Origin of the sequence: Nocardia sp. NPDC056000 (genome assembly GCF_042269265.1) — a bacterium.
In the GTDB taxonomy this organism is placed as follows: Bacteria; Actinomycetota; Actinomycetes; order Mycobacteriales; family Mycobacteriaceae; genus Nocardia.
Map to the genome: position 1 here is coordinate 1 of NZ_JBHJXS010000004.1, position 20,283 is coordinate 20,283.

The window sequence follows — 20,283 nt, forward strand, 5'->3', positions numbered from 1 at the left end:
GCGTGAGCAGCGGTGCTGCTCACGGCCCCGCCGTTCTCACGGTCTATCAGTAGTAGTGGCTACGCCCGCCGACCGCGCGGCCGGTCGCGCCGAGCAGTGCCAGTACTGCGCCGACGACGAGCAGGATTACCCCGAGCGTGGTCAGGATGTTGATGCCGAGCAGGAAGCCGGCGATCAGGAGGATGAGCCCGAGGGCGATCATGGTGTGTCCTTCGGTAGAGCGGACTTGTCTCCAGGGCTATGCCCGGTACATGGGCGCTCAAACGGAGGAGATGTGAAATGGTTTGCCCTGCAATGATTTCACGTCCGGCCGTTTGTGGGCCCGGTCACGCTTGTCACCGATTGCGTTGGCGGGGAGGCGATTCCGAAGGGCGGTATGTCCGTCAGCTGCTGATGTCGACCTTGTTCGCGTAGAAGGCGACGTAGCCCTTGATATTTGCTGCGGCGTCCATGGGTTCGGGGTAGTACCAGGCGGCATCGGTCAGGGGAGTGCCGTCGCCGATATCGACGGTGTAGTAGCTCGCGGTGCCCTTCCATCCGCACACCGTGTGCGTGTCGGTGGGCGTGAAGTACTCCTGTTTGATCGCTGCGGGCGGGAAGTAGATATTGCCTTCGACCGTCTCGTAGTCGTCGGTTTCGGCGATGATGACGCCGTTCACGGTTGCCGTCGCATGTGCCATGCCGCGATTGTGCCAGCGGCGCAGCCGATCCGGTGTCAGGACTCCAGTCGGCCATAGATAAGGCGCAGGATCGCCTCGGTGAGATCGTCGATGCCGTGCGTCACTTCGGCTCGGGGTGCGGCGGACAATTGCGAGAGTCGCCCGTCCCGCATGAGGGTGACGAGGGTGGCCAGGGTCGCCGAATCGATTCCGGTGGGAGCGAGCCCGGCCGCGCGGTCGCGGTCGATCTTGGCGGCGAGTGCGCTGGTGAACCGGGTTTGCATGCCGAGGAGGAACTCCTTCAACGGCGGATAGCTGTTGTCGTACCCCTCCAGTGAGCAGACCAGGATCTTGCTGTTGTCGTGCCAGATCTCCGCGGCCCCGGTGAGCTGGGCGTGCAGCAGTTCGCGCTGTGGGCCGGTGGACGGCAGCCAGACGTGGGTCTCGGCGTAGCGGTCACTCACGTCCTCCATCAGGCGCGCGAGCACGGCCTGCTTGGAAGGGAAATAGAAGTAGAAACTCGTGCGGGAGATGCCGGTGGCCCCGGTGATGTCGTCGATGGTCAGTTTGGCCATCGGCTTGTTCATCAGCAGTTCGCGGGTCGCGTCCAGGATCTGGGCCTCGCGCTGATCGCCCTTGGACAGGGTGCCGCGCCGTCGCACCGCCTCGGTCGTGTCTCGGACCTGGTTCACCTGGGGTCCGCCCTTCTGCGCCATGGCCACACCATAGAGCGATTTGCCTATCGATACTGGACGTGGCGTCTATCATAATCGACACTGTGTCGATTCCCGCGTAGGGTACCGGCAATGACCTCCCCGCTCGAGCTTCGGCGAACCGCGTCGCCGACCGCGATCGTGCTGACCATGGCCAGCACCGTGTTCCTTCTGGCATTGGTTCAGACCCTGCCCGTGCCCGCACTGCCGCAGATAGGTCACCAGCTCGGCGTCTCGGCCACGACCGTCGGCTGGGTGACGACCGCGACCATGCTGGCCGCCTCCGCGCTGACCCCACTGCTCGGTCGCCTCGGCGATGTCTACGGCCATAAGCCGGTGGTACTGGCGACGCTGGTCGTGACGCTGGCGGGCAGCGTGCTCGCCGCTTCCGCGAGCAGCATCGAGCTACTGATTGCCGGAAGGGCTTTGCAGGGCGCGAGTTTCGGCCTGTTCCCGCTGGCGATCAGCGTGCTGCGCCATGAACTTCCGACCGAACGCCTGACCGGGGCGCTGGCCGTCACCGCATCGACCCTCGGTGTGGGCAGCGGTGTCGCACTGGTGGCGACCGGTCTGCTGACCCAGGGCGGCGCGGACTACCGCCGCATCTTCTGGCTGACCGTCATCCTGACCGCCGTCGTGCTGGTACTGGCGTTCCGCGTCCTGCCGCGCCGCGCGGGCCAGGGCGGTCGCGTGGACTACATCGGTGCCGCGGTACTGGGCCTGGGCCTGGTCTGCCTGCTGCTGCCGATCTCCCAGGGACATGAATGGGGTTGGGACAGTGCACAAGTGATCGGCTTGTTCGTGGCCGCCGTCGTTGTGCTCGCCGGATTCCTGCTGCTGCAATCCAAACTGCGTGAACCGCTCGTCGCGACCTCACTGCTGGCACACCGCCCCGTCGCGGTGACCAACCTGGCCAGCTTCTGCGTCGGTTTCGCCATGTTCAGCGTCTTCCTCGGCGCGACCTACTTCGTGGCCACCCCACATGGCTTGGCGGGCTTCGGATTCGACGCTTCGGTCCTGCGCACGAGCGTGGCCTTCATGCTCCCCGGCGCGGTCGTCTCGGTGCTGATGGGCCCGATCGCCGGTCGCCTGGTCGGCCGCATCGGCCCCCGCTACGTGCTGCTGCTCGCCAGCGTCATCGGCCTGTGCGCCCTGACCGCCCTGGCCCTGCTGCATTCGACCAGCGCGGAAGTCGTTGTCGCCCTTGTCATCGCGAATGCCGCCATCGCCATCGCCTACTCCGCCATGCCCGCCCTGCTGGTCGCCAATGTCGCCCCGCACGAAACCGGGATCGCCAACTCCATCAACTCGATCATGCGCACCGTGGGTGGCGCCATCGGCAGCGCCTTGGTCGTCACCATCCTCACCAGCGACACCCTCCGCCACACCCTCCCCGGCGGCGGGTCAATCGTCCTGCCCGCCGAAAGCGCCTACCGCATCGCATTCCTCACCGGCGCAGCCTTCTTCGCGGTAGCGGCGCTACTGGCCGGATTCGGCCTGCGCCACACCGGCCGTCCCCTGACTCAGCACGAGGTCGAAGAGGACATCGCCTTGGCGAGCGCCGGCGAATTCGCCACGGTGTCCACCAGCCTCTGACCCACCGCGAGCTCGGGCCTACCGTCCATTCACCGCCCGCGACCTGATCGACGAAAAGACTTGTCTTACAAGTTCGTTCGATCAGGTCGCGGGCGTCAATGTGTATCCAGGACGCCCGGATCCATGCGATGGGCGACCAGATCGTCGGCGACATCGTCGACCAAGCGGCCGACGGCGAACGCATAACCGCGCAGGCGGGCGAGTGCGTGCTTTTCCGAGATGTGGGATGCGGCAATGATCATTCCGGTCGCCTGATGCACCCGTGCGCGATTGACGGGCAGCTCTGTCCACCACGAGGCAGTCGGATCGTTCGGATAACTCCGGAGCACCGCCAGCGTCACGATGTCCGCGACCTGCATGGCTATTGCCACCTGGGCGGTGGACAGCCGCCCCCGCGTCCTGCGGTAAAGATCCAGTGCGCCAACGCTGTCGAGGCCGCTCATCAAGGGAAACGCGAAGATCGCGCCGACCGGGTGGGCGCCGATCTCGGTCGCGAACACCGGCCAGGTTCGGATGACGGTCCCGCGCAGATCCGCGACCAGCACCGGGCGTTTGCTCTTCGCGGCTTCGAAACACGGCCCTTCGCCGAGGCTGAATTGCAGTGACTCGATATCGGCGACGACTTCGTCACTGGCGTAAAGGGTTTCGCGTCGATCGGTGTTGACGATCAATGAGATCGACACCCCGTCGATCGGCAGCAGTTCCATACATGTGCGGCTGATCCGATCGATCGCGTCGCTCCGGCCGCTGCTATCGCGCAGGGCGCACAGCAACGCCTCGCGGGCGGTTCGGACCGAGTCACCCGATCGGGCGGACGGGTTCACGGGCGAACACCGCGGGAGCGGATCCGATGGTGTGTTGCGGTCGAATGCATTGGGATACCGCGGTTCTCGCCTGGTGGGTGGGCGCGAGCGAGATGCGACCGTGCGAGCGGAACTGGCGGAGCTCCGCCTCGTATCCGTGGGCTACCCGATCAGGTCGATTCCAATCAGGCGACCGCGCCGGTTGTTTGAGCGTCATTCGCTCGGGTAGCCGCTGAACATGCCGGCACCAAGGCCGGCCTTTCGCCCAGCAGTCAGGGCAGCGCGGCCCTCATGATCCGGTCTCGGACCGGGGAAATGGTAGTGACCGATGAGCACAGTTACCGCTTCAACCGATGTCAAAGCACCCATTCGCATCGTCTACAACCAGTGGACACAGTTCGAATCGTTCCCGGAATTCATGTCCGGGGTCGAGCAGGTACAGCAGATCGATGACACGCATACGCACTGGAAGATCAAAGTCGGTCCGGTGCAACGAGAGTTCGACGCCACGATCACCGAACAGCATCCCGACGAGCGCGTCGCGTGGCGCTCGGACAGCGGCCCCGAACACGCCGGCGTGGTGACCTTCCACCGCATCGACGACCTCACCACCCGCGTCACCACCCAAATGGACGTCGACCCCGAGGGATTCCTCGAAAACGTCGGCGACAAACTGGGCGTGCTGGACCACCGCGTCAAGGGCGACCTCGCCCGCTTCAAGACCTTCATCGAAGAACGCACCCACGAAACCGGCGCCTGGCGTGGCGACATCCCGCGCCCCGGACAGTAACCGGACATCTCGTGGGTGCCGCCCCGATGACCGAGGTCAGCATGAGAATGCCCGCCACGGCGGCACAGGTTTTCGCCGTGCTCGCGGACGGCTGGTCGTACGGGCACTGGGTGGTGGGCTCGACCCACATCCGCGATGGTGGCCCGACCTGGCCGCAGGTCGGGGCCACCATCGCGCACAGTATCGGGGCATGGCCGCTGATGGTGCAGGACTCCACCGCGGTGATCGCCGCGGATCCGCCCCACATGCTGGAGCTGCGGGCGCGAGCGTGGCCCTTCGGTCAGGCTCGAATCCGGTTGGAGATAAACGAGATCGATGCGGCGACCGTTGAGGTCCGCATGCTCGAAACCGTCTCCCACGGTCCGGGACGCTTACTTCCCGGCGCGTTGCAGGCGGTGCTGTTGAAACCGCGCAACAGCGAATCGCTTGCGCGTTTGCGCGACCTCGTCACCTCGGGCTATCGCACTATCGGCGACTGACACCGCCGCAGGGTCGTGAGCTTGCCCGGTGCTGCTCACGACTCCACGGGCAGGCCATATCAGTAGTAGTGGCGGCGTCCGCCGACGGACCGGCCGGTTGCGCCGAGCAGCATCAGCACCGCGCCGATGACGAGCAGAATTATGCCGAGGATCGTCAGGATGTGGATTCCGAGCAGGAATCCGGCGATCAGGAGTATGAGCCCGAGGACGATCATGAGAGTTCCTTCAGAAAAGCGGACTTTATATCGCCGCGATGCCCGGATTCCGCACGTTCAAACACGATTTGCCGAGGAGAAACGAGCGCGCCCGCGTCCGGGAAAGATCGCTCGCGGGAATCGAATTCGCAGCGATGCGGTGGTTGCGAAGTCCGCTTGAGCGGCCGCTGACGGGGTAGAGCAAGCCTATAGCCGACCAACCGCAGCGATAGTGGAGGCGAAACCTCATGCGGCGCACTGTGTTTCTCATACTTCTCAGCCTCACCGCGGTGGCTGCCCCGGCCTGCGACGGAACGGCCGGTCCCGGTGTTCCGGCGACGTCGCCCACCACCCCGGGCCCCGAAACCCATTCCAGCGCTTCGGTAATCGTGCCGCCGGGCAATTCCCGGTCGGTGTCGGTGCCTTCGCCGATCTCTCCGGCGAAGCTGCGGCACAAGACATGTGAGGATCTGCTACCGACCTTACGGGACATCAGGGACAAGTCCGGGCAGGACGGAGTCGATCGGGCCGTGGCCGACACCATCGCCGGCTATCCCGGTACCGCGGATTGGTCGGTGTTCTCTCCCGAGCAGCAGGACGCGGCGATCAACGGCGCGCACGATGCGGCAACGGGGACCTGTACGCCGTAACCGGGACCCGCCGACGTTTAACCGGAGAGGATCGCGGCATACTGGACATGTCGAGTCGGGTTCAGCAGTGTGCCTGCGCGGCGAACTCGGACGCAGGAGACCATGATGGCCGCGTCAGTAGCACCCGCTCCAACTCCGCCCCTCGATGCCCGAACCAGGTCGCAGCGACGCGACGAAGGTTACGAAGACCTGGAACCGCTGTTCACGGTTCTGTCCGAACTGGCTCCCGACGATCCGCGCCGGTCCGCACTTCGTGAGGACATTCTGTGCCGCGCGCTCCCGCTGGCTGAGCACATAGCCCGCCGTTTCACCGGGCGCGGGCAGGAATACGACGATCTGCTGCAAACCGCTCGGGTCGGCCTGGTCAAAGCCGTCGACGGTTTCGATCCGCAGCACGGCGCGACCTTTCTCGGCTACGCGATACCGACGGTCATGGGTGAGGTGCGCAGGTACTTCCGCGACCGCACCTGGGCCGTGCGCGTCAGTCGCACCGTCAAAGAACTCCACGTCCGCATCGGACCCGCGACCGAAGTGCTCGCGCAGCGACTGGGGCGGATGCCCACCGCACGTGAACTCGCCACGGAGCTGGACGTCGAGCTCGGCGAAGTCACGCTCGCGCTGGTCGCGGCGAATTGCTACACCACCGAATCCCTGGACAACCCGCGCGGTGACAACCCGGAGCAGGATGCCTCCCCGGTGGCCGAACGCCTGGGCAAGCCCGAGCCGTGCTACGAGCTGCTCGAAGGCGCGATGGCGGTCCGTCCCTTACTCGCCGCACTGCCCGAGCGCGAACGGCAAATACTGGAGTGGCGCTACTACGGTCAATTGACTCAGCGGGAAATCGCCGCGCGCCTGGGCATTTCGCAAATGCAGGTCTCACGCCTGCTGACCCGCACGCTGGACACCCTTCGCCGAGAGGCGCTCAGCGAGTCCCCGTCGCAGTCGTAACTGCTCCGAACATCTTCGCGGAGAAGGCGATTCGGCCGATCGTCACTCGCCGCCCAATGCCTGCTCCAGCGTGTCGTACACCTCGAGCACCATGTCGAGGCCGGTGACCTCGATGGGGCGCCGGACCTGTGCCGACGCGATCACCTTCAATCCCAGATCCGGGGCCGTCTCACGCGCCCCGACCAGAACGCTGAGCCCCGCCGAACCGAAGAACTTCACCTGCGAGAGATCGACCACGAGCAGTGTCGATGCCGACGAAGCCGCGTCGGCCACCGCCGCCGCCAATTTCGGCGCCGACACCACATCGACCTCACCGGCCACGGACAAAACCACTGCTGACCCCACGGTACGGGTACCGATGATCAGCTCACCAACTTCATTGCTCACGGTGGAACTATCTCAGCCCACGCCGTGCTCCGCATCGATTAGGGTCGCACTTACCGGTTCCGGGTGAACTTCACTTCCGCCGGATAGCCGGATACGCGAGGATCGAAGGCTTTCCGCGTCGTTTCGAGCGTGTCCGTCACCGCCCGCAGCAGTCGCCAGCCCAGCTCCGCACCGCTGAAAGCTGTTGCGTCCCGGGAAATCGAGATGACTCGGACCACTATCGACTGTTTGTCGTAGGCGAACTCACATGTGATGTTGGTGCTGGGCGTGCGATGCGGCACCATCGCAGAGGCCGCCTCATCGACAGCGAGGCGAATGTCATTCGCCACACCGATGCCGAAACCGGCCGTAAGACACAGCGTTTCAGAAAGTGCCCGCAACATCGAGAGGCGTGCGGGCTCCGCCGGGACCGCGACGATGGTCGTGTCACCGGGCGCGGTCTGGATCCAAAGAGATTCAGCCGCATGGTTTTCGATGGAAGACCCTGAGTGATGCGGTTGCCCGTCATTGCCGACGCCGCGATGGGTTGGTGGTGGACCGGTCATTCGATCACCCCCGAAATCTGTAGCGATCTGCGCGATCTGTCGATGGAAGCGTCAAGTGCCTCTGAACTCGGTCTACCCGCCGAGGGGCGGGGGAAACGGAGTCCGGCCCATCGAGACTCAGATCAGTGCTTGCCGGAGGTGCAGCACCGTGCCCTGGGGACCGGTATGGATGCGCACCAGTTCCGCCAGCTGATTCACCAGCAGCAACCCGCGACCGCCCGGAACGCGCGGCGGTGCGGGCAGTCGGCCCGCAAGCGGGTTGGTGATATGCCCTGCATCGTGGACCTGCAAGCACAATTGACCATCGCGGGTCCACGTGGACAGCGTGCCCCGCCCGCCGCCGTGTACGACCGAATTGGTGATGGTCTCGGCGATGATCAGCTCCGCGTCCACCAGCCGGTACTCGGACATTCCGATATCGCGCGCGTACGCCATGGCCGCATGCCGAACCCGCGTCAGGGTGTTCGCATCGAACTCGAACACCATGGCATCGGCCGGGGGAGCGGGCAGCGGGCGATTGTACGACGCCACGATCGAGTCGGGATCGTATGCGCCGCTGTGGTTTCGGCCGCTATGGTCGATCAGGATCGGATGGGTGGCGTGCGCGTCGGCCACCATGTGCGCCGGCAACTCAGTCATGTTGTACGGACACAGAATGCTGACTTCGCGCCCGGCGAACACAGCGTTGATCAATGCCTCGTGCTGGGCGCAGGCCGGATACTCGGCTTCGGACCGATCGGCCCAGACCGGTTCGCCGACTATGCGGACCCGCTTGCCCGGATGGGTATCGGTGAACGCGCGTAGCACCCCGGGAATGATGCGCCCGGGATTGCGGCCTTCGACGGTCATATCCATCAGCCGCACCGCGTTCGCGCTCGCGCCGAGCGCCGTGCGGATGAGTTCCAGATTGGCCGTGGGCACCGCTACCGCGACCGGCTCGTCGCGGACCAGACCCTCGTAGATGAAAGCGAGTGTGCCGGAGAGATACTCGTCGGCGTCGCGGTAGAACAGCGCGGGGTGCTCGAATGGCTCGGTGCGGTCATCGGCCGTTACTGTGGCAAGCATCAGCGGGCAACCTCGATCGTCGGCACCGACGGCCAGAATTGTTGCAGCACACGCAACATCGCCGCGGGTGGGTGATGGAGAACGAACCGCCGGTCGGCCCCGGCGTCCTGTGCGGCGGCCACCAGCAACGACGTGCCGTGGGCGTCGATGAACCGCACCTGGGACAGATCCAGGTGCACATCGCTCGCGCGGGGCAGCTCTCCCAACACCGCGCTCCACTCGTCACGAGTGGTGAAGTCGACCTCCCCGACGCACCACCAACCGGTGGGGTCCACCGAATGCGCCGCCCACAACAACCTTCCGAGCGGCATCGCCGCCGATGCTCCGGTGTGTGGCCTGGGCCGCTGCGTCACTGCGAGGTCTCTTCCTGCCTGGAATGGGCTGGAGTTCCGGCGATCATCCCGGTGGTGCCGCGCTACGAGACGCCGTCAACTCCCATCGTGCCCTTGATTAACCAATTGATCGCAGGATATGCGCCTGACCATCGAGATTCTTGTCATAGCCGTCCTTGTCGTGCTCCTGATCTCGGTTCGTCGCCCACCGTTGTGGCGAAATGCGGACCGGGCGTACCTAGTCCGGTAGCCCCGTCCATCTGGACCGGGGCTACCGGTGAATCGTGGGGATACGGCCTATTTGTCCGGCCAGCTTCCGGTCAGGCGCTGATACCCCGAGGCGCCGGCGCGGTCGATTCCGGCTTTGACCACCCCGAAGATCGCGCCCTGGAGAGCCGCTGCGATCAGGATCTCTCGCCAGCTGTAATCCCGTGCGGTGGCGCTCGGGGCCTGGTCCTCCCCGCTCAGGCGACGCCAGAGCTGAGCGAACACCACGTTGGCCGCAATGCCGCCGAGCACGCCCACGAGCATGCCAACGGGTTTGTACAACGTGGTCATGCCTGCCTCCGCCGCGCTGTCCACCAGATCAGCGCCGCGCCGGAAACGACTGCGGCAACGAGGGGCACCGGATAGCGCCGCGCGATACCCGCGATCTGCCTGCCACGATCGGTGACAGGTGCAGGCGTCTTGGCAGCGACAGCCTCAGCCACATGTGTGGCTTGCGTCCGAGCCTGATCCGCGATTTCGTGGGCCTGCTCAGTCGCATTGGCGGCGGATAGTCGTGCGGCCTCAGCGGTTTCATGAGGGTTGTCCTCGGCGCGTGCCCGGACATCGGCTTTGTCGGCCAGTTCCGCGACGGTCTGGCCGAGCTCCTGGCGGGTTTGCTCCCGATCGCGCCGCAATTGTTCTGCCGCGTCGGACTCGAGCGGCCCTGTTGCGTCATTCATCCCTGACTCCGACTCCTGATGGTTTCGATGTCCTCTCGGACGTTCTCGATCGTTTCGTTGGGCACCGGCCTCGCTGACGGACCTCTTGCCCGCCATAGCCATCGCGAGCGCTTCAGTTGAGCGGTATCGAAATCTGAGGCGATGGTTGCGGACCGGGCTCTGCGGGAGGGCTGCCGGGCGGCGGCGTCGTGAAGGGCTCCGCGGGTTCGGGAACGGGCGGCAGCGGTGACGGCGCGGGTTCGAGTGGCGGTATCGGGGGCGCGGGTTCCGGCGGTTCCACCGGTGGATTCGGCAGCACGTCCGCGTGAAAGTTCAGGTCGATGTCCTGGGGGTTCAGATCGAAGTGCACCCGCAGGTCATTCATGACGCCGCTGAGGCGCATGAGGCGCGGATGCACCCCATTCCCCTTGCCGTCGAACAGTTCTCGCGAGTCGCACGCCGCCTCGTGTTCGACGGCCCTGCGCAGTAGTTCGACGGCGATCAGGGCCGAAGCCGCCAGCCGCGATTCGGCAGATTGCATCAAATGCTCCTCGAATAACCGGGGCGTCAGAAGTAATGTCGGCGGCCGCCGACCGCACGGCCGGTGGATCCGAGCAGCATCAGAGCCAGCCCGACAACGAGCACGATGATGCCAAGGGTGGTGAGGAGCGGAATGCCGATCAGGATTCCGGCGAGCAGGAGAATGATTCCCAGGACGATCATGTGAGTTCCTTTGGGCGAGTTGCGATGACAGGACCGCTGTTCCCTGAACGCAACGGCCCAAACGTTGCGCGGTGGACGAATTTTTCAGGAGATTCGAAGAGGTCGGAAAACTGGCTCACCCCAACCGAGTTCGCACGGTGCTCTCGGTCAGTCGCCTGCTGCTCCATCGGGACTGAATTGTTCGACACCGGTGACGCGGAGGAGTTCGAGTGCCGAGGCCGAGCGCGTACCGGGCGCGGCGGAGTACACGACGACGGTTTGATCGGCCTCCGGCACCAGCAGGGCGTCGCAGTCGAGATCGAGCACGCCCAGCTCGGGATGGGCGATGGTGGTCGTGCGGCTGCTCAGCTGTCCCGAGCGACCGGCCCGCCATAGTTCATCGAATTGTGCACTGCCCGTGCGAAGTTCGGTGATCAGCCGGGCCAGGTCGGGATCCCTCGGGTACTTCGCGTGCACCGTGCGGAGGCAGCCCACGCAGTCGAGGGCGTTGGCGGCTTCCGCCTCCGGTGTCATGACGACCCGGTCGAGTCCATCGCCGAGGAAGCGCTGCCACATGATGTTCCGCCGCGCGGGCGGGCGTCGGGAGAAATCGCCGAGCAGTGCCGCCGCAGGCGGATTCCACGCCAGCACATCGGATTTGGCGGAGATCACCAGTGCGGGCAGGTCGGCCATCCGGTCCAGCAGGCGCATGACGCTCGGTTTGATCGTCATTGCGATCCGCCCGGCCTGTGGGGGCTCGGCTCCCGCGAGCCGGAAAATCAGATCCCGATCGGAGTCGCTGACCCGCAGCGCCCGGGTCAGCGCACCCAGCACCTGATCGGACGGCCGGGGCCCACGACCCTGCTCAAGCCGGACCACATAATCGACGCTGAGCCCGGCCAATTGGGCCACTTCCTCGCGCCGCAAGCCGGGAACCTGCCTGCGGAACCCGCCCGGCAGTCCCACATCGGCGGGTGTGATTCGCGATCGCGCGGTGCGCAGCACCGTAGCCAGTTCAGCCCTGTCCACCCCTCCCATCGTGCCGTGGGATCGCCGACCGGGGGTGGTACCCGCGGTCCCAGGCCGCCCAGGTCCTGGAGTCGCCGGGCGCGCACTCCGAGGCTGGTTCCCATGAGGACAACGACAATCGCACTGGTCACCGGCGCGAACAAGGGACTCGGCCGCGAAACCGCGCGCCGACTGGCCGAATCGGGATGGGAGGTATTTCTCGCCGCACGCGACAGCGCCCGCGGAACGAAGGCGGTGACCGAGCTCGCCGCGCAGGGGCTGAGGGTTCACCCCCTCGCCCTGGATGTGACTTCGCAGGATTCGGTGGACGCGGCAGCGGCAACGGTGCGGGCCATCGCCGGCCGCCTCGATGTGCTGATCAACAACGCCGCGATCGCCGGACCCTCGATGGACCCCGCCCGGACGCGGGCCGAGGATCTACGCGAGATATTCGAGACCAATGTCTTCGGCCCGATCCGCGTGCTGAACGCCTTTCTGCCACTGTTGCGCGCCTCCGGCCAACCTCGCGTCGTCATGGTCTCCAGCGGTATGGGTTCGATCGCGACCCTGACCGATCCGAGGTGGAAGGATCTGGTGCGACCCACGCTGGGCTACCCGACGACAAAAGCTGCCCTCAACATGCTCACCACCGTGTATGCCGCAGCGCTGCCCGATATTCGTGTCAATGCGGTCGACCCCGGGTATACGGCCACAGATCTCAACGGCCACAGCGGTTTTCAGAGCGTCAGCGAGGGCACGGCCGCGATCGTCGAACTCGCGGGCATCGGCCCGGACGGCCCCACGGGCGGATTCTTCGACCGGAACGGGGCCGTCCCGTGGTGAGGGTTATGGTGATCGTCCTCGCCCTGTCCGTGCCCTGCCTGGCACTGTTGAACTTCGTCCTCCGATCGGAGAATCATCCAGTGGAACAACACGATTCGAGCAACTCGGCCGTCCTGTCGATCGGCCTGCACCCCAGCGCCATCGACTACAGCCGCTATCCGGGCCTGGACGAGGCGACACTCACCGCGCGCATCGAGGCAGGCGAAAGCGCGCTGCGCGCCGCCGGATTCGACCTCGTCTCCTGCCAGCTCCCCGCAGACCCCGATGCCGCTGAAACGAGACTCCGCGAATGCGCGTCGACCGGATCGTTCCGGGTCGCGATGATCGGCGCGGGTGTCCGCATGGCGGCCGAGCACACTCTCCTATTCGAGCGACTGGTGAACGTGATCACCGAGATCTCTCCCGGAATCCGCCTGTGCTTCAACACCTCACCGGAAACCACCATCGACGCGTTGCGCCGCTGGGTAGATCCCGCCCAGCGCTGAGCCCGGCAGGTCCTATCGATGATCGCGGTGGGCGGTCGCGGGCCCGACCTCACGCAGCAGCTCGAGAGCCTCGATGCCCGCCGACTCCGGTGGCGGGGTGAACAAGCGCAGGCGCTGGTCGGTGGCTCGGGTCTGCAATATCTCGAAGTCGAATTCGATGGGCCCGACGGTGGGATGGATGACGCGCACCCGATGGCCTTGGCGCAGGGCAACCTCGTGTCGTTGCCACCGTGCGGCGAATTCATCACTGGCGGCTTCGAGCCGTTCGATCAGTGCGTTCGCGGGACGGTCGTAGCCGCGGTGTGCGGCGGCCGCACGCAGGTCGGCTACCAGCTCGCCGCCGAGCTGATCGTGGTCTTCGGCGGGGTACATCGCGCGCATCCGCGGGTCGGTGAACCAGCGCCACACGATGTTTCGGTCTCCTTCCTCGATCTCGCACACGCAACCGAAGAGTGCGTCGGCGAGGGCGTTCTGGGCGAGCAGATCGCCGAGGTCGGTGATGAGCTGAGCGGGGGTGTCGCCGAGGCGGTCGAGTAGGTAGCGCAGTGCGGGGCGGACGTGCTCGCCGGCCCGCGCGCCCGGGGGCGGACGATGACCCGCGAGCAGATAGAGGTGATCACGTTCGTCCTCGGACAGCCGCAATGCGCGAGCGAGGGCGGCGAGCAGTTGGGTCGAGGGCTGGGGACCGCGCGCCTGTTCCAGGCGCATCACGTAGTCGGCTGATACCCCGGCCAATTGGGCCAGTTCCTCGCGGCGCAACCCGGGCGTGCGACGGCGCGGACCGACCACCAGGCCGACTTCCTCGGGTCGCAGCCGCTCGCGCGAACGGCGCAGGAACTCCGCCAGTTTGGCCCTGTCCACTGTCATGTCACCCCTCTTCGGCGCTTCGAACCGCGTTGGCTAGGACTGCCGATCCTAGGGCAACCGCTCCACTGCTCATTGCCACCGGATGCTGGCACCGTCTGTGGGGCAAGCAGTTCGACATGAGGAGACGAAAATGAGAGAGATCACAGTGGGCGCGGCGCGGATTCCGTACCGGGTATTGGGCACGGGCCGACCCGTGGTCCTGGTGCACGGCGGCAGCCCGGGCTCGCAGGTGTGGGATGGTGTGGCTGCGACCTTGGCCGCAACCAGAACGGTTGTGCTGCCGGATCTTTCGGGCAGCGACGCGGCGCACGACGACGGCGGCGCACTGACGGTCGAGCTGCTCGCAGAGCAGGTGGCAGCCGTCATCGACGATCTCGGGCAGGGCCCCGCGGACGTGGTCGGACATTCCATGGGCGGTGCGGTGGCCTCCAGGGTCGCGGCGGTCCATCCCGATCTGGTCACTCGCCTCGTACTGGTGTCGGGCTGGACCGGACAGGGCGGCGCGTTCCTGCGCGAGAAGATGTCGCTCTGGCGGGATCTCGCCGATGACGCGAACACTTTCGCCCGCTACACCATGCTGATCGCGTTCAGCCGCGCCTACCTGGAAGCCCTCGCCCCGCCGGTCCTGGCAGGGCACGCGGCCGCCTACCAGCCCGCACCCGGCAGGCTCCGCCAGATCGATCTGGCCAACAGTCTGGATGTCCGCGATCTGCTCCCGCAGATCCAGGCGTCCACACTGGTGATCGGATGCACCAATGACGCACTGATCTCCCCGCAGTACTCCCGCGAGATCACCGCGGATATCCCGGACGCCACCTACGCGGAAATCGATTCCGGCCACATCACCATGGCCGAACAGCCCGCCGAGCTGGCCAAACTCGTCGGTGACTTCCTCGACTGAGCCAACTCACCGGACACCGGACCAAACCGCCGGACGCCGCATGGCGAACCTCCTGTGGTGCTGCTTCAGGATGCCGTGTTCGCGAGGCATCGCGCGCCTTCGTTCCACACGTGCCTGATGAAAGCTCATGAGAGGGACCGAGATTGAGAACACGGCGATTGAGACCCACGACAATACTGCGCTGGATGTGCGTGAGTGCGCTGGTGGCGGGCGGTATGGCCGGTGCGGCCACGACCGCCGCCGCCGAGCCGGAAGGCGCGGGTGTGGTGTCGGTGGAACAGGTGAACGACCGGCAGCAGACGGTGATGGTGTTCTCACCCGCCATGAGCAGGGCGATCCCGGTGCAGGTCATCCGTGCGGCGGAACCCTCCCGCCCCACGATGTACCTGCTCAACGGTTCCGGTGGCGGCCCGAATCAGAGCGGCTGGGACGCCCAGACCGACGTCGTGAGCTTCCTGCGCGCCAAGGACATCAACGTGGTGACCCCGTACGGCGGCAGCAATTCCTATTACACCGACTGGATCCGCGATGACGCGGTGCTCGGCCACAACAAATGGCAGAGCTTCCTCAACGACGAACTACCCCCGGTCATCGAGAAGTTCTTGGGGGCCAACGGAACTCGCACACTGGTCGGCGTATCGATGAGCGGCACATCGGTGTTGAACCTCGCGATCGCCAAACCCGGATACTGGAACAGCGTCGCCTCCTACAGCGGCTGCGCGCAAACCTCGGACCCCATCGGCCACGAGTTCGTGCGGATCACGGTGGAGAACTGGGGCGGCGGCAAAAGCGTCGAGAACATGTGGGGCCCGGCCGACAACCCACTGTGGCGCGCCAACGACCCCTTCGTGAACGCGGATCGACTGCGCGGCACCGCCGTCTACCTGAGCTCGGGCACCGGAATCCCGGCGGCCCCGCACGACACCCCGACCGACCGCCGAGTCCTCGAAGGCCTGATCCCACTCCCCGTGCAGGTAGCCTTCGGAGGCCCCATCGAAGCCGCCATCCACTACTGCACCGAGAACCTCGCCAACCGCCTGCACGAGCTGAATATCCCTGTGACATTTGATGATCGGCCCGTCGGCACCCATTCCTGGGGCTACTGGGAGGACGATCTGAAGCAGTCCTGGCCATTCCTGGCCCAGTCCGTCGGCAGCCGCGTCAACTAGCGACGGCTACCCGATCGGGTACGCGCGGCGGTAGCCTCGGAGATGGTCCTTCGACCTGACGAGGCCTGCGATGCACGAGATGGCGATCACCGAGAGCGTTGTTGCCGCGGTGTGTGAGCACGCGGCGGGCCGGACGGTGTACAGCGTCACCGTCGCGGTCGGTGCCCTCTGCGCCGTTCTTCCCGATGCCATGCGGTTCTGTTTCGAACTCGCCACCGAGGACACCGTCGCCGCCGGAGCCACGCTCGAGATCGAGCTGGTTCCGGGCGCGGCGCACTGCCGTTCCTGCGGCGCGGACTTCACACTGGCGGATCTGATTCTGTTGTGCCCCTGTGGAAGTGCCGATCTCGAGGTGACCTCCGGGCGGGAACTCAGAATCCGGTCGATGGAAGTGAGCGAAGAATGTGTGCAACCTGCGGATGCGGCAACGACAACGCGGCCATGATCACGATCCCGCACGAGCACGGTGCGGGGCACGATCATGATCACGAACAGGGCGGGCACGATCATGAACACGGTGGGCACAGCCATGAACACGGGGCGGATCACGTGCACCTGCCGGTGACCGAGACGATCACCCTGGAACAGAAGATCCTGGCCAAGAACGACCTGCTCGCGGCAAGTAATCGGCAATGGCTCGAACAGCGAAATATCGTGGCGTTCAATATGACCAGCTCGCCCGGGGCAGGTAAGACGTCTCTGCTAGAGCGCACCATCCGCGAGTTCGGTCCCGCACCGATCGCGGTGATCGAGGGCGATCAGGAGACCCTGCTCGATGCGCAGCGGATCAAGGCGACCGGGTGCCCCGTCGTGCAGATCAACACCGGTGCGGGCTGCCACCTCGACGCGGAGATGATGCACCGTGCCCTGGACACCCTCGCGCCCGCCGACGGCACACTGCTGTTCGTGGAGAATGTCGGGAACCTGGTGTGCCCCGCGCTGTTCGACCTGGGTGAGCGGAGCAAGGTCGTAGTCATCTCGGTGACCGAGGGAACCGACAAACCGCTGAAATATCCACACATGTTCGCAGCCGCCGGACTCGTCATCGTAAACAAGACTGATTTACTTCCCTATGTGGACTTCGACCTGGAGAAATGCCGCGAATACGCGCTCTCGGTGAACCCCGGTGTAGAAATTCTGCCGATGTCGGTGACCACCGGAAAGGGTATTTCGGCCTGGTATGCGTGGCTGGCGAAGGAGCGCGGATAAGTTGCTCCGACCGGCCTTGATCACGCCGACACGCGGGCATAGACTCGTGTGATCGGGGTCACGTCCGGTGATGATCTTCCAAGCAGCGAGAGGTCACCGCCCGCGTGTTCATGCTCCAGAAGGGTGGCTTCCGTGCCTACTCAGGAAGCAGTCAAAGCCGAAGAAACGCTGATTCACGTTTTGTGGATCAATGCCGGCCTCAGTTGTGACGGTGACTCTGTGGCGTTGACTGCCGCCACGCAGCCGAGCATCGAAGAGATCGCACTCGGTGCGCTCCCGGGGTTACCGAAAATCGCCGTGCACTGGCCGCTCATCGATTTCGAATGCGGACCCACCGGCGGCGCCGATGACTTCCTCGAATGGTTCTTCAAAGCCGATCGCGGCGAATTGGAGCCGTTCGTCCTCGTTGTCGAGGGCTCTATACCGAATGAGAAATTGCACGAGGAGGGCTACTGGTGCGGATTCGGAAATGATCCGGCCACCGGACAGCCCATGACCACCAGCGAATGGCTGGACCGGCTCGCGCCCAAAGCGACCGCGGTGGTCGCGGTCGGCACCTGTGCGACCTACGGCGGCATCCACGCCATGGCGGGCAATCCCACCGGCGCCATGGGTGTTCCGGACTACCTGGGCTGGGAGTGGAAGAGCAAGGCGGGCATACCGATCGTCTGTGTGCCCGGCTGCCCGATCCAGCCCGACAATCTGTCCGAAACCCTGACCTACCTGCTGTATATGGCAACGGGCCAGGCCCCGATGATCCCCCTGGACGAAGCGTTGCGGCCCAAGTGGCTGTTCGGCGCTACCGTGCACGAGGGCTGTGATCGGGCGGGCTACTACGAGCAGGGCGAATTCGCCACCGAGTACGGATCGCCGAAATGCATTGTGAAACTGGGCTGTTGGGGTCCGGTGGTGAAATGCAATGTGCCCAAACGCGGTTGGATCAACGGCGTCGGCGGTTGCCCGAATGTGGGCGGTATCTGCATCGGCTGCACCATGCCCGGATTCCCGGACAAATTCATGCCTTTCATGGACGAACCGCCCGGCGGGAAATTGTCGTCCACGGCCTCGGGTCTCTACGGATCGGTGATCCGCAATCTGCGCCATATCACCGGTCGCACGGTCGACAAAGAGCCGCGCTGGCGGCATAAGGGCGAAAAGCTGGAAACCGGCGCGTCGCGCACCTGGTAGGAGAAGCTCCATGACACAGATCATTCCGGAGCCGTCGCACCGAAAGATCGACCCCGACAGTCTCGTCGAAATGGCGTGGGATCCGATCACCCGAATCGTCGGCAGCCTGGGCATTTACACGAAAATCGATTTCGAGAATCGTGAGGTGGTCGAGTGTCACAGCACCTCGTCGATCTTCCGCGGTTACTCGATCTTCATGCGCGGCAAGGATCCTCGCGACGCGCATTTCATCACCAGCCGCATTTGCGGGATCTGCGGTGACAATCACGCCACCTGCTCCTGCTATTGCCAGAACATGGCGTATGGGGTGAAGCCCCCGCATCTGGGCGAATGGATCGTCAATCTCGGCGAGGCCGCCGAGTACATGTTCGATCACAATATCTTCCAGGAAAACCTTGTCGGCGTTGACTTCTGCGAGCGGATGGTCGCCGAGACCAATCCCGGCGTGCTGGCCAAGGCCGAGAACACCGACGCCCCGCACGCGGGCGAACACGGCTATCGCAAGATCGCCGACATCATGCGCGCGCTGAACCCGTTCACCGGCGAGTTCTATCGAGAAGCGTTGCAGGTCAGTCGATATACGCGCGAGATGTTCTGCCTCATGGAGGGCAGGCACGTGCATCCTTCGACGCTGTATCCCGGCGGTGTGGGCACGGTCGCGACCATCCAGTTGATGACCGACTATATGTCCCGCCTGATGCGGTACGTGGAGTTCATGAAGAAGGTCGTGCCCATGCACGACGATCTGTTCGACTTCTTCTACGAGGCCCTGCCGGGCTATGACCAGGTGGGTCTGCGCCGCACCCTGCTCGGCTGCTGGGGTTCGTTCCAGGATCCCGCGGTCTGCAATTTCGCCTACAAGGATATGGAGAACTGGGGCAACCGGATGTTCGTGACCCCGGGTGTGGTGGTGGACGGCAAACTCGTCACCACCTCGCTGGTCGATATCAACCTGGGCATCCGAATCCTTTTGGGCAGTTCGTATTACGACGACTGGACCGATCAGGAGATGTTCGTCAAGACCGATCCGCTGGGCAATCCGGTGGACCGGCGGCACCCCTGGAACCAGCACACCAATCCCAAGCCGCAGAAGCGGGATATGGACGACAAGTACAGCTGGGTGATGTCACCGCGCTGGTACGACGGGCAGGATCACCTGGCGCTCGACACCGGCGGCGGGCCACTGGCCCGGCTGTGGTCGACGGCGCTGGCCGGTCTGGTCGATATCGGCTACGTGAAGTCCACCGGGCACAGTGTGCAGATCAACCTGCCCAAGACCGCGCTCAAGGGCCCGGTCAGTTTCGAATGGCAGATCCCGGTATTCGGCAGCAATACCCTCGAGCGCAATCGGGCGCGCACCTACTTCCAGGCGTATGCGGCCGCGTGCGCACTGCATTTCGCCGAACAGGCGCTGGTGGAGATCCGCGCGGGTCGCACCAAGACCTGGGAGAAGTTCGAGGTGCCGGACGAGGCCATCGGCTGCGGTTTCACCGAGGCCGTGCGTGGGGTGCTCTCGCATCACATGGTGATCCGGGATGGCAAGATCGCGAACTATCACCCGTATCCGCCGACGCCGTGGAATGCCAACCCGCGCGACAGTTTCGGCACGCCGGGACCGTACGAGGACGCGGTGCAGGGTCAGCCGATCTTCGAGGAGAACGATCGCGAGCATTTCAAGGGCATCGACATCATGCGCACGGTGCGCAGTTTCGATCCCTGTCTGCCCTGCGGTGTGCACATGTATCTCGGCGAGGGCAAAACGCTGGAGAAGCTGCACTCACCGACACAGACGCTCACCGCGGAGTGAGCGGCGCGCCGGGCGAG

Annotated in this window: 28 protein-coding genes; 13 read left to right on the forward strand and 15 right to left on the reverse strand. The window is 65.1% G+C overall.

Features of this window, described 5'->3' with window-relative positions:
- Positions 1–46: 46 nt before the first annotated feature.
- From ACFC4D_RS11930 to ACFC4D_RS11940, 3 genes are all read right to left on the reverse strand, one after another.
- The gene (locus tag ACFC4D_RS11930) at positions 47–202 is read right to left on the reverse strand and encodes a DUF6131 family protein (RefSeq protein WP_364648067.1); all 156 of its coding nucleotides are present in this window, start codon (positions 200–202) and stop codon (positions 47–49) included.
- Positions 203–383: 181 nt separating this feature from the next.
- Entirely contained in the window at positions 384–680 is a 297-nt protein-coding gene (locus ACFC4D_RS11935) for a DUF427 domain-containing protein (RefSeq protein WP_376062728.1), read from the reverse strand.
- Between the two features lie 35 nt (positions 681–715).
- A complete protein-coding gene (locus ACFC4D_RS11940) occupies positions 716–1,375 on the reverse strand; it encodes a TetR/AcrR family transcriptional regulator (protein WP_375959615.1) in 660 nt (219 codons plus the stop codon).
- Between the two features lie 90 nt (positions 1,376–1,465).
- On the opposite strand from ACFC4D_RS11940, the gene ACFC4D_RS11945 reads away from it, so the two are divergent.
- Positions 1,466–2,968: an MFS transporter gene (locus ACFC4D_RS11945; protein WP_376062729.1), complete on the forward strand. Its 1,503-nt coding sequence runs from the start codon at positions 1,466–1,468 to the stop codon at positions 2,966–2,968.
- Positions 2,969–3,063: 95 nt separating this feature from the next.
- On the opposite strand, the gene ACFC4D_RS11950 is transcribed toward ACFC4D_RS11945, so the two are convergent.
- Positions 3,064–3,792: a GAF and ANTAR domain-containing protein gene (locus tag ACFC4D_RS11950; protein ID WP_376062730.1), complete on the reverse strand. Its 729-nt coding sequence runs from the start codon at positions 3,790–3,792 to the stop codon at positions 3,064–3,066.
- Between the two features lie 307 nt (positions 3,793–4,099).
- Here ACFC4D_RS11950 and ACFC4D_RS11955 point away from each other — a divergent pair, with 307 nt between their 5' ends.
- Together ACFC4D_RS11955 and ACFC4D_RS11960 are read left to right on the forward strand one after the other, a co-directional pair.
- Positions 4,100–4,561 (forward strand): SRPBCC family protein, encoded by a 462-nt coding sequence (locus tag ACFC4D_RS11955; protein ID WP_364648034.1) that lies wholly within the window; start codon positions 4,100–4,102, stop codon positions 4,559–4,561.
- Positions 4,562–4,587: 26 nt separating this feature from the next.
- Complete coding sequence (locus tag ACFC4D_RS11960; protein WP_376062731.1) at positions 4,588–5,040, forward strand: SRPBCC family protein; 453 nt, start codon at positions 4,588–4,590, stop codon at positions 5,038–5,040.
- A gap of 59 nt (positions 5,041–5,099) precedes the next feature.
- On the opposite strand, the gene ACFC4D_RS11965 is transcribed toward ACFC4D_RS11960, so the two are convergent.
- The gene (locus ACFC4D_RS11965; RefSeq protein WP_364648028.1) at positions 5,100–5,255 is read right to left on the reverse strand and encodes a DUF6131 family protein; all 156 of its coding nucleotides are present in this window, start codon (positions 5,253–5,255) and stop codon (positions 5,100–5,102) included.
- Between the two features lie 227 nt (positions 5,256–5,482).
- On the opposite strand from ACFC4D_RS11965, the gene ACFC4D_RS11970 reads away from it, so the two are divergent.
- Together ACFC4D_RS11970 and ACFC4D_RS11975 are read left to right on the forward strand one after the other, a co-directional pair.
- Positions 5,483–5,884: a hypothetical protein gene (locus tag ACFC4D_RS11970; RefSeq protein ID WP_376062732.1), complete on the forward strand. Its 402-nt coding sequence runs from the start codon at positions 5,483–5,485 to the stop codon at positions 5,882–5,884.
- A gap of 105 nt (positions 5,885–5,989) precedes the next feature.
- Positions 5,990–6,832, forward strand: a complete 843-nt coding sequence (locus ACFC4D_RS11975; RefSeq protein ID WP_376062733.1) for a SigB/SigF/SigG family RNA polymerase sigma factor — start codon at positions 5,990–5,992, stop codon at positions 6,830–6,832.
- 42 nt (positions 6,833–6,874) lie between these two features.
- Here the strand turns inward: ACFC4D_RS11975 and ACFC4D_RS11980 are convergent, their stop codons facing one another.
- The 9 genes from ACFC4D_RS11980 to ACFC4D_RS12020 form a co-directional block, all read right to left on the reverse strand.
- On the reverse strand, positions 6,875–7,219 hold the full coding sequence (locus tag ACFC4D_RS11980; RefSeq protein ID WP_375959605.1) for an STAS domain-containing protein: 345 nt from the start codon (positions 7,217–7,219) through the stop codon (positions 6,875–6,877).
- A 50-nt stretch (positions 7,220–7,269) separates the two neighbouring features.
- Complete coding sequence (locus ACFC4D_RS11985) at positions 7,270–7,764, reverse strand: ATP-binding protein (RefSeq protein WP_376062734.1); 495 nt, start codon at positions 7,762–7,764, stop codon at positions 7,270–7,272.
- Positions 7,765–7,881: 117 nt separating this feature from the next.
- Entirely contained in the window at positions 7,882–8,829 is a 948-nt protein-coding gene (locus ACFC4D_RS11990) for an anti-sigma factor RsbA family regulatory protein (RefSeq protein ID WP_376062735.1), read from the reverse strand.
- Positions 8,829–9,140, reverse strand: a complete 312-nt coding sequence (locus ACFC4D_RS11995) for an STAS domain-containing protein (RefSeq protein WP_375959599.1) — start codon at positions 9,138–9,140, stop codon at positions 8,829–8,831. The genes ACFC4D_RS11990 and ACFC4D_RS11995 overlap by 1 nt, the downstream gene beginning before the upstream one ends.
- Before the next feature lie 318 nt (positions 9,141–9,458).
- Positions 9,459–9,719, reverse strand: a complete 261-nt coding sequence (locus tag ACFC4D_RS12000; RefSeq protein WP_364648008.1) for a DUF4235 domain-containing protein — start codon at positions 9,717–9,719, stop codon at positions 9,459–9,461.
- A complete protein-coding gene (locus ACFC4D_RS12005; protein WP_376062736.1) occupies positions 9,716–10,108 on the reverse strand; it encodes a DUF3618 domain-containing protein in 393 nt (130 codons plus the stop codon). Before ACFC4D_RS12005 ends, ACFC4D_RS12000 begins: the two co-directional genes overlap by 4 nt.
- A gap of 112 nt (positions 10,109–10,220) precedes the next feature.
- Positions 10,221–10,628, reverse strand: coding sequence for a hypothetical protein (locus ACFC4D_RS12010; RefSeq protein WP_376062737.1), 408 nt, complete (start codon positions 10,626–10,628; stop codon positions 10,221–10,223).
- 26 nt (positions 10,629–10,654) lie between these two features.
- A complete protein-coding gene (locus tag ACFC4D_RS12015) occupies positions 10,655–10,810 on the reverse strand; it encodes a DUF6131 family protein (RefSeq protein ID WP_375959595.1) in 156 nt (51 codons plus the stop codon).
- Positions 10,811–10,957: 147 nt separating this feature from the next.
- Positions 10,958–11,818 (reverse strand): helix-turn-helix transcriptional regulator, encoded by an 861-nt coding sequence (locus ACFC4D_RS12020; RefSeq protein WP_376062738.1) that lies wholly within the window; start codon positions 11,816–11,818, stop codon positions 10,958–10,960.
- Positions 11,819–11,920: 102 nt separating this feature from the next.
- On the opposite strand from ACFC4D_RS12020, the gene ACFC4D_RS12025 reads away from it, so the two are divergent.
- Both ACFC4D_RS12025 and ACFC4D_RS12030 read left to right on the forward strand, forming a co-directional pair.
- Positions 11,921–12,640, forward strand: a complete 720-nt coding sequence (locus ACFC4D_RS12025; RefSeq protein ID WP_376062739.1) for an SDR family oxidoreductase — start codon at positions 11,921–11,923, stop codon at positions 12,638–12,640.
- 80 nt (positions 12,641–12,720) lie between these two features.
- On the forward strand, positions 12,721–13,125 hold the full coding sequence (locus ACFC4D_RS12030; protein ID WP_376062740.1) for a hypothetical protein: 405 nt from the start codon (positions 12,721–12,723) through the stop codon (positions 13,123–13,125).
- Positions 13,126–13,137: 12 nt separating this feature from the next.
- On the opposite strand, the gene ACFC4D_RS12035 is transcribed toward ACFC4D_RS12030, so the two are convergent.
- Positions 13,138–13,986 carry a helix-turn-helix transcriptional regulator gene (locus ACFC4D_RS12035; RefSeq protein WP_376063650.1) on the reverse strand — a complete coding sequence of 283 codons (849 nt, stop codon included), beginning with the start codon at positions 13,984–13,986 and terminating at the stop codon, positions 13,138–13,140.
- Between the two features lie 136 nt (positions 13,987–14,122).
- Here ACFC4D_RS12035 and ACFC4D_RS12040 point away from each other — a divergent pair, with 136 nt between their 5' ends.
- From ACFC4D_RS12040 to ACFC4D_RS12065, 6 genes are all read left to right on the forward strand, one after another.
- Positions 14,123–14,893: an alpha/beta fold hydrolase gene (locus ACFC4D_RS12040; protein ID WP_376062741.1), complete on the forward strand. Its 771-nt coding sequence runs from the start codon at positions 14,123–14,125 to the stop codon at positions 14,891–14,893.
- A 185-nt stretch (positions 14,894–15,078) separates the two neighbouring features.
- Positions 15,079–16,062, forward strand: coding sequence for an alpha/beta hydrolase (locus ACFC4D_RS12045; protein WP_376062742.1), 984 nt, complete (start codon positions 15,079–15,081; stop codon positions 16,060–16,062).
- Between the two features lie 70 nt (positions 16,063–16,132).
- Positions 16,133–16,507 (forward strand): hydrogenase maturation nickel metallochaperone HypA, encoded by a 375-nt coding sequence (locus ACFC4D_RS12050; RefSeq protein ID WP_376062743.1) that lies wholly within the window; start codon positions 16,133–16,135, stop codon positions 16,505–16,507.
- Positions 16,465–17,271, forward strand: a complete 807-nt coding sequence (hypB, locus tag ACFC4D_RS12055; protein WP_376062744.1) for a hydrogenase nickel incorporation protein HypB — start codon at positions 16,465–16,467, stop codon at positions 17,269–17,271. The genes ACFC4D_RS12050 and hypB overlap by 43 nt, the downstream gene beginning before the upstream one ends.
- 132 nt (positions 17,272–17,403) lie before the next feature.
- Positions 17,404–18,459, forward strand: a complete 1,056-nt coding sequence (locus ACFC4D_RS12060) for a hydrogenase expression protein HypE (RefSeq protein WP_375959579.1) — start codon at positions 17,404–17,406, stop codon at positions 18,457–18,459.
- A 10-nt stretch (positions 18,460–18,469) separates the two neighbouring features.
- Positions 18,470–20,266 (forward strand): nickel-dependent hydrogenase large subunit, encoded by a 1,797-nt coding sequence (locus ACFC4D_RS12065; RefSeq protein WP_376062745.1) that lies wholly within the window; start codon positions 18,470–18,472, stop codon positions 20,264–20,266.
- The last annotated feature ends 17 nt before the right edge of the window (positions 20,267–20,283 follow it).

Bases quoted from the DNA above. Each gene is read 5' to 3' on its own strand.
- ACFC4D_RS11930 (WP_364648067.1), bottom strand. From the start codon at position 202: ATGATCGCCCTCGGGCTCATCCTCCTGATCGCCGGCTTCCTGCTCGGC.
- ACFC4D_RS11935 (WP_376062728.1), bottom strand. From the start codon at position 680: ATGGCACATGCGACGGCAACCGTGAACGGCGTCATCATCGCCGAAACC.
- ACFC4D_RS11940 (WP_375959615.1), bottom strand. From the start codon at position 1,375: ATGGCGCAGAAGGGCGGACCCCAGGTGAACCAGGTCCGAGACACGACC.
- ACFC4D_RS11945 (WP_376062729.1), top strand. From the start codon at position 1,466: ATGACCTCCCCGCTCGAGCTTCGGCGAACCGCGTCGCCGACCGCGATC.
- ACFC4D_RS11955 (WP_364648034.1), top strand. From the start codon at position 4,100: ATGAGCACAGTTACCGCTTCAACCGATGTCAAAGCACCCATTCGCATC.
- ACFC4D_RS11960 (WP_376062731.1), top strand. From the start codon at position 4,588: ATGACCGAGGTCAGCATGAGAATGCCCGCCACGGCGGCACAGGTTTTC.
- ACFC4D_RS11965 (WP_364648028.1), bottom strand. From the start codon at position 5,255: ATGATCGTCCTCGGGCTCATACTCCTGATCGCCGGATTCCTGCTCGGA.
- ACFC4D_RS11970 (WP_376062732.1), top strand. From the start codon at position 5,483: ATGCGGCGCACTGTGTTTCTCATACTTCTCAGCCTCACCGCGGTGGCT.
- ACFC4D_RS11975 (WP_376062733.1), top strand. From the start codon at position 5,990: ATGGCCGCGTCAGTAGCACCCGCTCCAACTCCGCCCCTCGATGCCCGA.
- ACFC4D_RS11985 (WP_376062734.1), bottom strand. From the start codon at position 7,764: ATGACCGGTCCACCACCAACCCATCGCGGCGTCGGCAATGACGGGCAA.
- ACFC4D_RS11990 (WP_376062735.1), bottom strand. From the start codon at position 8,829: ATGCTTGCCACAGTAACGGCCGATGACCGCACCGAGCCATTCGAGCAC.
- ACFC4D_RS11995 (WP_375959599.1), bottom strand. From the start codon at position 9,140: ATGCCGCTCGGAAGGTTGTTGTGGGCGGCGCATTCGGTGGACCCCACC.
- ACFC4D_RS12000 (WP_364648008.1), bottom strand. From the start codon at position 9,719: ATGACCACGTTGTACAAACCCGTTGGCATGCTCGTGGGCGTGCTCGGC.
- ACFC4D_RS12005 (WP_376062736.1), bottom strand. From the start codon at position 10,108: ATGAATGACGCAACAGGGCCGCTCGAGTCCGACGCGGCAGAACAATTG.
- ACFC4D_RS12010 (WP_376062737.1), bottom strand. From the start codon at position 10,628: ATGCAATCTGCCGAATCGCGGCTGGCGGCTTCGGCCCTGATCGCCGTC.
- ACFC4D_RS12015 (WP_375959595.1), bottom strand. From the start codon at position 10,810: ATGATCGTCCTGGGAATCATTCTCCTGCTCGCCGGAATCCTGATCGGC.
- ACFC4D_RS12025 (WP_376062739.1), top strand. From the start codon at position 11,921: ATGAGGACAACGACAATCGCACTGGTCACCGGCGCGAACAAGGGACTC.
- ACFC4D_RS12040 (WP_376062741.1), top strand. From the start codon at position 14,123: ATGAGAGAGATCACAGTGGGCGCGGCGCGGATTCCGTACCGGGTATTG.
- ACFC4D_RS12045 (WP_376062742.1), top strand. From the start codon at position 15,079: ATGTGCGTGAGTGCGCTGGTGGCGGGCGGTATGGCCGGTGCGGCCACG.
- ACFC4D_RS12050 (WP_376062743.1), top strand. From the start codon at position 16,133: ATGCACGAGATGGCGATCACCGAGAGCGTTGTTGCCGCGGTGTGTGAG.
- hypB (WP_376062744.1), top strand. From the start codon at position 16,465: ATGTGTGCAACCTGCGGATGCGGCAACGACAACGCGGCCATGATCACG.
- ACFC4D_RS12065 (WP_376062745.1), top strand. From the start codon at position 18,470: ATGACACAGATCATTCCGGAGCCGTCGCACCGAAAGATCGACCCCGAC.